Below are 13,848 nucleotides of genomic sequence, written 5' to 3' on the forward strand. Positions count from 1 at the left end.
CTATACTCAAAAACTAACAGCCACGGTCATCATGATGTGGCTGTCAATGAAACTATAACCCAGGCGCTTTCCATAACGACGTCGTCAGTCCATGATCAACCAGCCCCAGCTGATCCTGATAAACTGCCTGCCACTTATCGCGTGAATCCTGATAAAGTTCATGCTTTTCCGGGTCTGGTGTGTGCGTCCGTTCCCAGCGAACCAGGCGTTCTCCGGTTTCTGCCATTGATGAAAAAATTCCGGCACCGACGCCAGCTGCAATGGCACATCCTAATGCAGTGGCTTCTTTGACCACCGGAATATTGACGGGTAATCCCGAGACATCAGCGAGAATTTGACTCCATAATTTCCCTTTTGAACCTCCGCCTGCAAAGACTAACGATGAAGGATGAATATTCGAGAAATCAGCAATTTGCTGCAAGTTACACGCTGATACAATCGCCGCATTTTCTTCCAGCGCACGGAACAATGTCGCTTTGTTACATTTATCCGGGTCAATGGACAAGTTAATAAAGGAAGGCGCAGCGTGATACCAGGTTTTAAAGCGCATTCTGTCGGAGAAGATCGGCATTACGCCCCACGACCCAGGCGGCACCCGACTGGCCATCTCTTCCAGCAGCGTATAGGTGTCGATGCCTAAACGTTCGGCAATCAGTTTTTCTTCGGCACAGAAAGCATCGCGGAACCAGCGCATGGTGAGTCCGGTAAAAAAGCTTATAGATTCAGCTTGTACCATGCCAGGAATAACATGAGGATTAACGCGCACGTTCATTTCTGGGTCTGTCACCGGCGCGGCTAAATTTACAACTTGCTGCCAGAATGTGCCGCCAAGAACCGCGGTTTGTGCCGGACGCACAACGCCTAACCCAAGGCAACCAAGCTGCACGTCGCCTCCTCCAACGACCACCGGAGTGCCCGCCTTCAGACCGCAGAGTTCCGCCGCTTGTGAACTTACCACGCCCAGCAATGTGCCGGTTTCTTTGACAGGAGAAAGAATATCGGCACGTAGGCCAGCCATATCCAGCAATGCAGGTTTCCAGTCACGGGTGGTTAGATCAAGAAGTCCCGTGGTGCCAGCGTTAGAGGGATCCACCGCCAGTTCGCCGCTGAGCATATAGGCCAGCCAGTCGCTGATCATGGTGATGGTTGATGCCTGACGGTAAATATCGGAACGATGGTGCGCCAGCCAAAGTAATCTGGGGATGGCACTTAAAGCCAGTGTTTGTCCGGTCGCGCGATAAACTTCGTTTTCAAAGGTATTGTTGTGCAGTTCTTTAAGTTCGCTAACTTCGCGTGCCGCTCTGGCATCCACATTGGCGCAGGCCCAGATCGGGGCTCCTTCATTATTATATAAAACAATGCCTTCACGCATCGAACATGCCGAAACGGCAGCGATATACTCCGGGGCTATGCCGGCGTTGTGCAGCGCCTGGCGCATACACTCACACGCCAGTTGCCAGTTTTTGTTGAGATCAAATTCCATAGAACCAGGAACGTCCGGTACTGCCAGGTGCCGCCACTCCGCCTGTCCCACTGCTATTTGATTGCCTTCCAGGTCGAATATCACAGCCCGAATACTTCCGGTACCTGCATCCAGCGCCATCAGGTAATACTTTGATTCTGAAGGGGTAAAGAGTCGAGCCATTAGATTATCCTCGGCTTATGCGTTCTGTCTGTTCCTCTATACGTTCTCCATCATTCCCGGTAATAAGGTCATGCAAATTTAACTACGTAAAATCGCCGCTGCTGTGTCCTGATCGGTAACCAGTGCGTTGATATAACCGCCTTTCATTGCAGCGGCAATTGCTTCGGCTTTATTTTCTCCCCCTGCCACGCCAACCCGGACGGGTATGGTCTTCAGCGAGCTTAAAGGTAAGCCAATCAGTTCGTTATGTATTTTAATATCCGTGACAACGTCACCTTTTGCATCAAAAAAGTAGCCTAAAATGTCGCCAACCGCCCCTTTTCGACCAATCATTAACTGTTCGCCCTGGCTGATATAACCGGAGCGAATGATCGTCGCGTCGTCCTGTTGACTGACGGCCCCAATGCCGACAATCGCCACATCGGCTGCTTGCGCGGCTAACAGAACATCTTTGACGCAATTTTCATTTTTTAGCGTACGGGCAATGTCAGCGGAGGATGCCCGCAACGGAGCCGGAATAATATTCACACTGCACGCCGCGTTAAGCTGCCCGATACCCGTCATATAAGAACCGACGCCACCGGAGAGCGTGACCAGGCGAATTTGCTGTGACGAAATAAAACCACTTAAGCGTTGCAGCGTATTCATGGTTGCCTCGCCAAAACCAATCGCCAGCATCTGTTGTGGTTGAAGTAAACTCATCAACATATGCGCCGCGCCTATCCCCAGTCGCCCGCCGACATCAGCATCCGCAAGCCCAGGGATCACCCGGACATGTTGCAGCGAAAACTGACGACGTAATTGAGTTTCATATTCCAGACAGCCTTCAAAGCGAGAATTAATCTGTACGCGAATAATGCCGGACTGATGCCCTTTCTCCAGCAAGCGCGACACTTTCAAACGGGTCAGGCCGAGACGATCGCTGATCTCGCTCTGGGTCAGCCCGTCGTGATAGTAAAACCACGCGATCCGCGCGACCTGTTCTTCTTCACACATTCCCTGTTCTGAAATTGCCGAATCGTTGATTGTCATAATTCATTCTTCACTTTGAACATATTTAAATCTTTAATGCAATTGTTCAGTTCTTGCGCATTTATATCTGTGATGGCAGCCACAGTTTGACTCTACGAGCATGAACAAACGCAACCGTGAAAATCAAAATAGCATAAATTGTGATCTATTCGTCGGAAATATGTGCAATGTCCACCTAAGGTTATGAACAAATTAAAAGCAGAAATACATTTGTTCAAAACTCACCTGCAAAACTGAACGGGGGAAATATGCAAACGAGTGATACCCGCGCGTTACCGCTACTTTGCGCCCGCTCGGTTTATAAACAGTATTCAGGGGTCAATGTCCTGAAAGGCATCGATTTTACGTTGCATCAGGGGGAGGTCCACGCCCTGCTCGGCGGCAATGGTGCCGGTAAATCGACGTTAATGAAGATTATTGCCGGTATTACCCCTGCTGATAGCGGTACGCTGGAGATTGGGGGCAACAACTACGCCAGATTAACGCCAGTTCATGCTCATCAGCTGGGCATTTATCTCGTTCCCCAGGAACCGCTGCTTTTCCCAAGCCTGTCGATAAAAGAAAACATCCTGTTTGGGATGGCAAAAAAACAGCTCTCCATGCAAAAAATGAAGAACTTGCTGGCGGCGCTGGGCTGCCAGTTTGATCTGCATAGTCTGGCAGGATCGCTGGATGTCGCCGATCGCCAAATGGTGGAAATCCTCCGCGGGCTGATGCGCGACTCGCGGATTCTGATCCTCGATGAACCTACCGCCTCGCTTACCCCTGCGGAAACCGAACGCTTGTTTAGTCGCTTGCAAGAGCTGCTTGCTACTGGCGTGGGTATTGTTTTTATCTCGCATAAGCTGCCGGAAATTCGCCAGATTGCCGATCGAATTAGCGTGATGCGCGACGGAACCATCGCCTTAAGCGGCAAAACCAGCGAACTGTCTACCGACGACATTATTCAGGCCATCACCCCAGCGGTACGGGAAAAATCGCTCTCTGCCAGCCAAAAATTATGGCTGGAGTTACCTGGTAACCGCCCACAACATGCTGCCGGAACGCCGGTGCTGACACTGGAAAATCTGACCGGCGAAGGTTTCAGGAATGTCAGCCTGACGCTCAATGCCGGAGAAATTCTGGGCCTGGCTGGGCTGGTGGGAGCCGGACGCACAGAACTGGCCGAGACGCTCTATGGTCTGCGTACTTTGCGTGGCGGACGCATTATGCTGAATGGTAAAGAGATCAATAAATTATCCACTGGAGAACGTTTACTGCGCGGTCTGGTTTATCTGCCGGAAGATCGCCAGTCATCCGGACTGAATCTCGATGCTTCGCTGGCCTGGAACGTCTGCGCCCTTACTCATAACCTTCGTGGATTCTGGGCGAAAACCGCGAAAGATAATGCCACCCTGGAACGTTATCGTCGGGCGCTGAATATTAAATTTAACCAACCGGAACAAGCTGCACGGACATTATCCGGTGGCAACCAGCAAAAAATCCTCATTGCCAAATGCCTGGAAGCTTCGCCGCAAGTATTGATTGTCGATGAGCCGACGCGCGGCGTGGATGTCTCGGCACGTAATGATATCTACCAGCTGTTGCGCAGCATCGCCGCACAGAATGTGGCTGTGCTGCTTATCTCCTCTGATCTGGAAGAGATCGAACTGATGGCAGATCGTGTGTATGTGATGCATCAGGGCGAAATTACCCACTCTGCACTGACCGGGCGCGATATTAATGTCGAGACTATTATGCGCGTTGCCTTCGGCGATAGTCAGCGTCAGGAGGCATCATGCTGAAGTTTATTCAGAACAACCGTGAAATCACGGCATTGCTGGCGGTGGTGCTGCTGTTTGTATTCCCCGGTTTTCTCGACCGCCAGTATTTAAGTGTGCAAACGCTGACCATGGTTTATAGCAGCGCGCAAATCCTGATCCTACTGGCAATGGGCGCGACGCTGGTAATGCTTACGCGCAATATTGATGTTTCAGTGGGTTCGATTACCGGAATGTGCGCGGTGCTGTTGGGGATGTTACTGAACGCAGGATATTCACTACCTGTTGCCTGTGTCGCGACTTTACTGCTTGGTTTGCTCGCGGGATTTTTCAACGGTGTCCTGGTCGCGTGGCTAAAGATCCCTGCCATTGTTGCCACCCTTGGCACGTTAGGGTTGTACAGAGGCATCATGTTGCTGTGGACTGGCGGCAAATGGATTGAAGGGTTACCCGCCGAACTGAAAGAGCTCTCCGCACCGCTGCTGTTTGGCGTTTCCGCGATTGGTTGGTTGACGATAATTCTGGTGGCATTTATGGCCTGGCTGCTGGCAAAGACGGCGTTTGGACGCAGTTTTTATGCCACGGGCGATAATTTACAGGGCGCTCGTCAACTGGGTGTTCGTACGGAAGCCATTCGCATTGTGGCATTTTCGTTGAACGGCTGCATGGCGGCACTGGCGGGAATTGTGTTTGCTTCGCAGATTGGTTTTATCCCCAACCAGACCGGTACCGGGCTGGAGATGAAAGCAATTGCAGCCTGCGTGCTGGGCGGCATTAGTTTGCTCGGCGGTTCCGGTGCGATCATTGGTGCGGTACTCGGCGCATGGTTCCTGACGCAGATCGATAGCGTACTGGTGCTGTTGCGCATTCCGGCATGGTGGAACGATTTTATCGCGGGCCTCGTGCTGCTGGCGGTGCTGGTGTTTGATGGACGCCTGCGTTGTGCGCTGGAACGTAATCTACGGCGGCAAAAATATGCCCGCTTTATGACGCCACCGCCATCCGTTAAACCCGCTTCGTCAGGTAAAAATCGGGAGGCCGCATAATGCGTATTCGCTACGGTTGGGAACTGGCTCTTGCCGCACTGCTCGTTATTGAGATTGTCGCATTTGGTGCAATTAACCCGCGGATGTTAGATCTCAATATGTTGCTGTTCAGCACCAGTGACTTTATCTGCATTGGCATTGTCGCCCTACCGCTGACGATGGTGATTGTCAGTGGCGGGATCGATATTTCGTTTGGTTCGACCATCGGCCTCTGCGCCATTGCATTGGGCGTACTGTTTCAAAGTGGTGTGCCGATGCCGCTGGCGATACTCCTGACCTTACTGCTCGGCGCATTGTGCGGGCTGATCAACGCCGGATTAATTATCTATACCAAAGTTAACCCGCTGGTGATTACGCTTGGCACGCTGTATCTGTTTGCCGGAAGCGCTCTGCTGCTTTCCGGTATGGCCGGAGCGACGGGGTACGAAGGTATTGGTGGATTCCCGATGGCGTTTACAGATTTCGCTAACCTGGATGTGCTGGGACTCCCCGTTCCGCTGATTATCTTCCTGATATGTCTCCTCGTTTTCTGGCTCTGGCTGCATAAAACCCATGCCGGACGTAATGTGTTTTTGATTGGGCAAAGCCCGCGCGTGGCGCTTTATAGCGCGATTCCAGTTAACCGCACCTTATGTGCGCTCTATGCCATGACGGGGCTGGCGTCTGCGGTCGCCGCTGTGCTGCTGGTGTCGTATTTTGGTTCAGCACGTTCCGATCTCGGTGCGTCGTTTCTGATGCCCGCCATCACCGCCGTGGTGCTTGGCGGTGCCAATATTTATGGTGGTTCCGGTTCCATTATCGGCACCACCATTGCGGTTTTATTAGTGGGATATTTGCAACAAGGTTTGCAAATGGCAGGAGTGCCAAATCAGGTGTCCAGCGCCCTTTCCGGTGCGCTACTTATCGTCGTTGTCGTAGGTCGTTCCGTTAGCCTGCATCGCCAGCAAATTAAAGAGTGGCTGGCGCGTCGGGCCAATAACCCATTGCCATAAAGGATATCTTCATGACACTTCATCGCTTTAAGAAAATCGCCTTACTTAGCGCTCTTGGCATTGCCGCAATCTCTATGAATGTGCAGGCCGCAGAGCGTATTGCATTTATTCCCAAACTGGTTGGCGTGGGATTTTTTACCAGCGGTGGCAACGGCGCACAACAAGCGGGTAAAGAGCTGAGCGTTGATGTGACCTACGACGGGCCGACAGAACCCAGTGTTTCTGGTCAGGTACAGTTGATTAATAACTTCGTCAATCAAGGTTATAACGCCATTATCGTTTCTGCGGTTTCGCCTGATGGCTTGTGTCCGGCACTGAAACGCGCCATGCAACGTGGTGTGAGAGTGCTGACCTGGGACTCTGATACTAAACCGGAGTGCCGCTCTTACTACATTAATCAGGGAACGCCCGCCCAGTTGGGAGGTATGTTGGTGGATATGGCGGCGCGTCAGGTGAATAAAGACAAAGCCAAAGTCGCGTTTTTCTACTCAAGCCCCACCGTTACGGACCAAAACCAGTGGGTGAAAGAAGCGAAAGCGAAAATCGCCAAAGAGCATCCTGGCTGGGAAATTGTCACTACGCAGTTTGGCTATAACGATGCCACTAAATCATTACAAACCGCAGAAGGAATATTAAAAGCGTATAGCGATCTCGACGCCATTATCGCCCCCGACGCCAACGCCCTGCCCGCTGCCGCACAAGCCGCAGAAAACCTGAAAAATGACAAAGTTGCGATTGTCGGATTCAGTACGCCAAACGTGATGCGTCCATATGTGGAACGCGGCACGGTGAAAGAATTTGGCCTGTGGGATGTGGTTCAGCAAGGCAAAATTTCAGTGTATGTCGCGGATGCATTATTGAAAAAAGGATCAATGAAAACGGGCGACAAGCTGGATATCCAGGGCGTAGGTCAGGTGGAAGTCTCGCCAAACAGCGTTCAGGGCTATGACTACGAAGCGGATGGTAATGGCATCGTACTGTTACCGGAGCGCGTGATATTCAACAAAGAGAATATCGGCAAATACGATTTCTGATGTGCATTACTTAACCGGAGTAAGTTATGGCAGATTTAGACGATATTAAAGATGGTAAAGATTTTCGTACCGATCAACCGCAACAAAATATCCCTTTTATCCTAAAAGGTTGCGGTGCGCTGGATTGGGGAATGCAGTCACGCTTATCGCGGATATTTAATCCGAAAACGGGTAAAACCGTGATGCTGGCCTTTGACCATGGTTATTTTCAGGGGCCGACTACCGGACTTGAACGCATTGATATAAATATCGCCCCGCTGTTTGAACATGCCGATGTATTAATGTGTACGCGCGGCATTTTGCGCAGCGTAGTTCCCCCAGCGACCAATAAGCCGGTGGTACTGCGGGCGTCAGGTGCGAACTCTATTCTGGCGGAATTAAGTAATGAAGCCGTGGCGTTATCGATGGATGACGCCGTGCGCCTGAACAGTTGCGCGGTGGCGGCGCAGGTTTATATCGGCAGCGAATATGAACATCAGTCGATCAAAAATATTATTCAGCTGGTCGATGCCGGAATGAAAGTGGGAATGCCGACCATGGCCGTGACTGGCGTGGGCAAAGATATGGTGCGCGATCAGCGTTATTTCTCGCTCGCGACTCGAATCGCCGCTGAAATGGGGGCGCAAATTATCAAAACCTATTATGTCGAAAAAGGTTTTGAACGGATTGTTGCCGGATGTCCGGTACCCATTGTTATTGCTGGCGGTAAAAAATTACCGGAGCGCGAGGCGCTGGAAATGTGCTGGCAGGCTATCGATCAGGGCGCTTCTGGTGTGGATATGGGGCGTAATATTTTCCAGTCTGACCATCCGGTGGCGATGATGAAAGCCGTACAGGCGGTGGTTCACCATAACGAAACGGCTGATCGGGCATATGAACTCTATCTGAGTGAAAAACAGTAACTGCGGATTTAAGGAGAAGAATTATGCACGTCACACTGGTTGAAATTAACGTTCATGAAGACAAGATTGACGAGTTTATCGAAGTTTTTCGCCAGAACCACCTGGGCTCTGTACAGGAAGAAGGCAATTTGCGCTTCGATGTCTTACAGGACCCAGAAGTGAATTCGCGCTTTTATATCTACGAAGCCTATAAAGATGAAGACGCAGTGGCATTCCATAAAACCACGCCCCACTACAAAACCTGTGTCGCGAAACTGGAATCTTTAATGACCGGGCCGCGTAAAAAACGTCTGTTCAATGGGTTGATGCCGTGAGGCGAATTCATCAGTTTTATCTACAATTGGGGTAACGCGCTGACGGGAGTAAATAAATGTCTGACTGGAACCCCTCTTTATATCTGCACTTTGCCGCTGAACGATCGCGTCCGGCGGTGGAGCTGCTTGCCAGAGTACCGCTGGAGAATATCGAATACGTTGCCGATCTTGGCTGTGGCCCAGGTAACAGCACCGCCCTTCTAAACCAACGTTGGCCTGCTGCCAGGATAACAGGCATCGACTCGTCTCCGGCGATGATTGCTGAAGCGCGCAGTGCTTTGCCAGACTGCCAGTTCGTGGAAGCAGACATCCGCAACTGGCAACCGGTACAGGCACTCGATCTGATTTTTGCTAATGCCTCACTGCAATGGCTGCCCGACCACTACGAATTGTTTCCTCATCTGGTTTCTTTACTTAATCCGCAGGGCGTGCTGGCAGTACAGATGCCAGATAACTGGCTGGAGCCGACCCATGTGCTCATGCGCGAAGTTGCCTGGGAACAAAACTACCCGGATCGCGGGCGTGAGCCGTTGGCTGGCGTTCATGCTTACTACGATATTTTGAGCGAAGCCGGATGTGAGGTCGATATCTGGCGAACCACCTACTATCACCAGATGCCGTCACACCAGGCGATTATCGATTGGGTGACCGCCACTGGATTACGTCCGTGGTTACAGGATCTGACCGAGAGCGAACAGCAGCTTTTTCTTAAGCGCTACCATCAGATGCTGGAAGAGCAGTATCCACTGCAAGAGAACGGACAGATACTGCTGGCATTTCCGCGTCTTTTTATTGTTGCCCGGCGTATGGAGTAAATATCACGTCAGCTGGTAATGACGATCGGGAAGAATTTTTGCTGGAATTTCGGCTTCATCGTTCATCTGTAACAGGTCAATTTCAATAGCGTTGCAGATGGCATCCAGCGGTAAATCATTGTTTTCAGTACCGAACGGATCTTCCAGTTCTTCCGCCAGACAATCCAGCGAAATAAAAGTGTAGGAAATCAGCACAGAGATAAAAGGCGTCATGTAATGCAGGTCCACGACCAGCGCGAACGGCAGCATGATACAAAACAGATAAACGGTACGATGCAAAATCAGGGTGTAGGCAAAGGGAATTGGCGTATAGGCAATGCGCTCGCATCCTGCCAGGACCGCTGAAATATCATTAAGCCGATCGTTGAGGCTAATAAACAGGATATCTGAAAGCTGCCCATTGCGGCGCTGAACCGCCAACCACTCCCCCATTATTAACAAGATACGGTTAGCTGGAGAGTTCGAAGCCAGTACAGGCTGAAGATCTTCAGTCTTGAGATAATGAGCCAGCACTTCCGCCTGTGGCTGTTTGCGTAATGTCATGCGTAAACAGTGGGCGAAGGCGATTTGCAACCGGGCAAACTCCCTTACACTTGCCGAATCCGGCAATGTCGTTTTTACCTCGCGCAGTAACGACCGTGAGGCAATCATCAACTGCCCCCAAAGTTTTCGCGCTTCAACGTAACGGGCGTACCCGGCATTATTACGAAAACCAAGAAAAATGGCGATGGCGACACCGAGAATGCTGAACGGTGCGAGGGTGAATTTGATGCCCAGATGCGTGTACCAGGGCAGCATGAAAATAACAGCGATAGAAAAGAGAAAATTGAGTAGTAAGCGCGATGATATCTTGGATAATACTGAGCCGTGCCAGACAAAAATACGGCGCAGCCAGTGTTGTTGTGGACGAACAATCATGGTTATCTTCAGGCGTGAAAAAGTCGCCCTATTAAACGTGATTACGATCACATTCTCAAGACGCTACTTACAAATTACCTACAAGCTTACAACATTAACAGGCGCTGCATGTGGCATCTGTTAATGATAAAGGCACATAGGATGTTGTAACTAATATAGTGAAATAAGAAACCCGGTCGAAACCGGGTTCAGAAGTAACGGTGTTATTAGCACAACGGACGTACAGCTTCGCGCATCCCTTTTTCAAGAATCGCATCCAGGTCATTAGCAACCTGCTCGACCAGACCAGGCACTTGCGTCAGGTCCTGCTCCCAGTGGTCTTTTTCTGCCAACACAATCGCTACCAGTTCCTGGGTACCGATAACACGGTCACGATGCTGGCTCCAGAGTTGCTGATAACGTTCCAGCCAGTGTGCATCGTCCTGTACCGGATATGTTTCTCCGTTACGCTCACCGCGATAGAAGGCAATCAATGCCGCTAATGCGAAAGTAAGGCGCGCCGGAAGTGTGCCTTTTGCCTTCTGCCCTGCCAGCAGCTGCGGCAGGATGCGGGTGCGGAACTTGGTCATACCGTTGAGCGCGATAGACAGCAGCTGATGCTTAATGTACGGGTTACGGAAACGCCCGGTGACTGCACTGGCGAAAGATTCCAATTCATCACGAGGCAAATCCAGTACCGGAATAATTTCTTCGTAGATAGCTTTTTCAACGAATGCGCAAATTTCAGCATCGTTCATCGCTTCACCTACGGTATCCAGCCCTGCCTGGAACGCCACCGGCACCAGCGCGGTGTGAGCACCGTTGAGGATTGCCACTTTGCGCTCTTTATACGGTTTAATATCGTCAACAATCAGCACGTTGAGTGGATATTTGTCCAGGCGCAGCTCAGTCGCTAAGGATTTCGGCCCCTGAATCACAAACAGGTAAAAGTGTTCAGCGGTGTCGAGGAAACCATCGTGATAACCCAGCTCTTCTTCCAGTTTAGCCACTTCATCGCGCGGATAACCGGTAACGATACGGTCCACCAGCGTAGAACAGAAGCTGTTAGCCTGATCCAGCCATTGAATAAATGCTTCTGGCAGTGCCCACTCTTGCGCATAGCGCAGCACCAGTTCACGCAACGCGTCGCCATTGTAGTCGATCAACTCACACGGGATGATGATCCAACCTTTATCCAGCGCACCGTTGAAATGGCTAAAACGTTCGAACAGCAGACGGGTCAGTTTTGCGGGATAGCTTACCGCTGGCGCGTCATCGAATTTATCGCCCGCATGGTAGCTGATACCCGCTTCGGTGGTGTTAGAGAAAACAAAGCGCATTTCCGGATTGTGCGCCAGTTTCAGGAATTCATCGTATTCACTGTAGACGCTGATTTCACGATTAACAGAGCGAATCAGACGCGCGTCGCTGACCGCTTCCCCCTTCTCATTCAGGCCACGGATAATGGTGGTGTACAGACCATCCTGCGTGCTCAGTGACGGCGGGAATGAAGTTTCAATCGGACGAACAACGACCACGCCAGAATTCAGATCGGTGTGCTCATTCAGGAGATCGATTTGCCAGTCAACAAAGGCGCGCAGGAAGTTACCTTCACCAAACTGAATGATACGTTCTGGATACTGTGCACCGGGAAAATCGCGACGATTTAGTGTTTTCACAATGGGTTCCCTTCTGATTAGTCATACAACCTGTTTGAATTGGTACGACAGGTTAGCAAACTTTAATACGCCGAACCCCTGTTTTGATCAACTCCTGATGATTAATGAGCAGTTTTATGAGAAAAGTGTGGCGCGGATCATGGTTTAATCGAGGAAATACGCCTTTTCCTGGATCATAAAGTGGTAGAACACATTGCATTCAAATCGCGCGGAATGAATAAAGATGTCAGACAACTTCCTCACCGTAACGCATAGTGCTGGTACGGTTGCGCCCATCTTTCTTCGAGCGATACAGACACGTATCGGCTTCGACCATCAATTTATTAAAATCATCGGTCAGCGTTCGGTACGATGCGCGACCACTACCGACGCCAATACTTACCGTGAGATAAAGCGTTTTTTGTTGCCAGGTGAATGGTTGCAGTTCAACGCCTTTACGGATTTTTTCCGCCATTAGCAGACCATCGACAGGATTCACCGACGGCACTGCAACAGCAAATTCTTCGCCGCCCATGCGCGCCACCAGCCCCTTATCACCGACAATCTTCTGAATATGCCGGGCAAACACGCTTAACACTTTATCGCCACATTCATGTCCATAGTTATCGTTAATGCTTTTGAAATAGTCGATATCAAGCAGCATGACCGTCAGATGTTGTGTCTGTTTCAGCGATGGACTTTTCAGCGCCTCATAAAGACCGGACCGTGAGTAAACCTGAGTCAGAAAATCAAAGTCGGCTCGCAGCGCAACTTGCTTCATTAGCGAATTGATCGCTGCCACGCTAAAAGAAACCATAATTGGGCATATCGCCATCGTGGCAATACCGAGACGTGCGGAGAACATTTCCGGAATGGAGAACGGCGAACCGACCGAGATATCAATCACCGAATTTGCCACCAGTACGATTTCCACCGCACCGGTGACAAAGGTCAACAGACATGTTACCTGCGGCGTATAGCGCACTGCACACCAGATTAATGCAGGCAGCGGGAACGCCAGACTCCCCGCTCCGCCAATGACTACCGAGGCAATAACCGACACAATAAGCGCGATGGCGGGCATCATCTGTTCTGCTTTAAAGCGCGGCAGCACTCCAGGAATAGCCAACGTCAGCATACAAGGCACGATCAACACGCCCGTTGAGAATTGCTCACTGAACCAGTCCGCAAGCAAAGGCCAGAAATCCAGACTATCAATACTGACCGAACCAATCGCCCCGACAATAGCGCATAATAATGCGGCAATCAGACAGTAATTAAATAGCCGTAAGGCACTTACTGGCTCATACTTATTTTTCCCCAGACGCTTATCCCGCACGACCAGTAAGGCGACGGTAACAATAAACATCATATTGGAGAAATTGATAACCAGTGAAACCAGTCCCCATTCGGTGGTTATGGCATCATAAACCAGCATCGCCACATAACTGATCGCATAGTAATGCAGTCGATTAAGCCAGACATAGCGGGCAAACACCCCGCCATTACGCCATTCAGCGGCCAGAAAAGAGAAAGTTCGTGAACCAGCCGTAACTCTGCACCAATAAAATAGAACAGCGTGGTTAGCGCAAAAATAGCGATGCTATTACGTAGCAGATGACCTTCCTGGAACAAACGGAAAGTTGAAATGGGGTGTACATGCATTAATTATCTGTCCATACAATTGCGGGTGGCAATTATCTCAACGTAATAAGTAAATTCACATAAAGGATAGCATGTTCGCTAACAGCGG

The 13,848-nt window shown here is 50.5% G+C and carries 11 protein-coding genes and 1 pseudogene; 7 read left to right on the forward strand and 5 right to left on the reverse strand.

What is annotated here, in order from left to right; translation table 11 throughout:
• Positions 1-52: 52 nt before the first annotated feature.
• Entirely contained in the window at positions 53-1,645 is a 1,593-nt protein-coding gene (lsrK, locus tag ACJHXA_RS02200; RefSeq protein WP_000113127.1) for an autoinducer-2 kinase, read from the reverse strand.
• A gap of 78 nt (positions 1,646-1,723) precedes the next feature.
• Positions 1,724-2,677: a transcriptional regulator LsrR gene (gene lsrR, locus ACJHXA_RS02205; RefSeq protein WP_000154340.1), complete on the reverse strand. Its 954-nt coding sequence runs from the start codon at positions 2,675-2,677 to the stop codon at positions 1,724-1,726.
• Positions 2,678-2,925: 248 nt separating this feature from the next.
• On the opposite strand from lsrR, the gene lsrA reads away from it, so the two are divergent.
• The 7 genes from lsrA to tam are packed head-to-tail and all read left to right on the forward strand — an operon-like array spanning position 2,926 to position 9,540.
• Positions 2,926-4,461, forward strand: a complete 1,536-nt coding sequence (gene lsrA, locus ACJHXA_RS02210; RefSeq protein ID WP_001194881.1) for an autoinducer 2 ABC transporter ATP-binding protein LsrA — start codon at positions 2,926-2,928, stop codon at positions 4,459-4,461.
• Complete coding sequence (gene lsrC / locus ACJHXA_RS02215) at positions 4,455-5,483, forward strand: autoinducer 2 ABC transporter permease LsrC (protein WP_000911151.1); 1,029 nt, start codon at positions 4,455-4,457, stop codon at positions 5,481-5,483. Before lsrA ends, lsrC begins: the two co-directional genes overlap by 7 nt.
• A complete protein-coding gene (gene lsrD / locus ACJHXA_RS02220) occupies positions 5,483-6,475 on the forward strand; it encodes an autoinducer 2 ABC transporter permease LsrD (RefSeq protein ID WP_039023494.1) in 993 nt (330 codons plus the stop codon). Before lsrC ends, lsrD begins: the two co-directional genes overlap by 1 nt.
• A gap of 11 nt (positions 6,476-6,486) precedes the next feature.
• On the forward strand, positions 6,487-7,509 hold the full coding sequence (gene lsrB / locus ACJHXA_RS02225; protein WP_000172479.1) for an autoinducer 2 ABC transporter substrate-binding protein LsrB: 1,023 nt from the start codon (positions 6,487-6,489) through the stop codon (positions 7,507-7,509).
• Positions 7,510-7,535: 26 nt separating this feature from the next.
• Positions 7,536-8,411: a 3-hydroxy-5-phosphonooxypentane-2,4-dione thiolase gene (gene lsrF, locus ACJHXA_RS02230; protein WP_000774169.1), complete on the forward strand. Its 876-nt coding sequence runs from the start codon at positions 7,536-7,538 to the stop codon at positions 8,409-8,411.
• 23 nt (positions 8,412-8,434) lie between these two features.
• Complete coding sequence (gene lsrG, locus ACJHXA_RS02235) at positions 8,435-8,725, forward strand: (4S)-4-hydroxy-5-phosphonooxypentane-2,3-dione isomerase (RefSeq protein WP_000558520.1); 291 nt, start codon at positions 8,435-8,437, stop codon at positions 8,723-8,725.
• 56 nt (positions 8,726-8,781) lie between these two features.
• Entirely contained in the window at positions 8,782-9,540 is a 759-nt protein-coding gene (tam, locus tag ACJHXA_RS02240; RefSeq protein ID WP_001286558.1) for a trans-aconitate 2-methyltransferase, read from the forward strand.
• Between the two features lie 3 nt (positions 9,541-9,543).
• Here the strand turns inward: tam and ACJHXA_RS02245 are convergent, their stop codons facing one another.
• The 3 genes and pseudogenes from ACJHXA_RS02245 to ACJHXA_RS02255 form a co-directional block, all read right to left on the reverse strand.
• Entirely contained in the window at positions 9,544-10,458 is a 915-nt protein-coding gene (locus tag ACJHXA_RS02245; protein WP_000637082.1) for a bestrophin family protein, read from the reverse strand.
• Positions 10,459-10,664: 206 nt separating this feature from the next.
• Complete coding sequence (uxaB, locus tag ACJHXA_RS02250; RefSeq protein ID WP_000854624.1) at positions 10,665-12,116, reverse strand: tagaturonate reductase; 1,452 nt, start codon at positions 12,114-12,116, stop codon at positions 10,665-10,667.
• Positions 12,117-12,342: 226 nt separating this feature from the next.
• Positions 12,343-13,760, reverse strand: a pseudogene (locus tag ACJHXA_RS02255) (diguanylate cyclase domain-containing protein).
• Positions 13,761-13,848: the final 88 nt, after the last annotated feature.

It is taken from the genome of Escherichia sp. WS33 (assembly GCF_046486385.1).
Taxonomy (GTDB): domain Bacteria; phylum Pseudomonadota; class Gammaproteobacteria; order Enterobacterales; family Enterobacteriaceae; genus ECMA0423.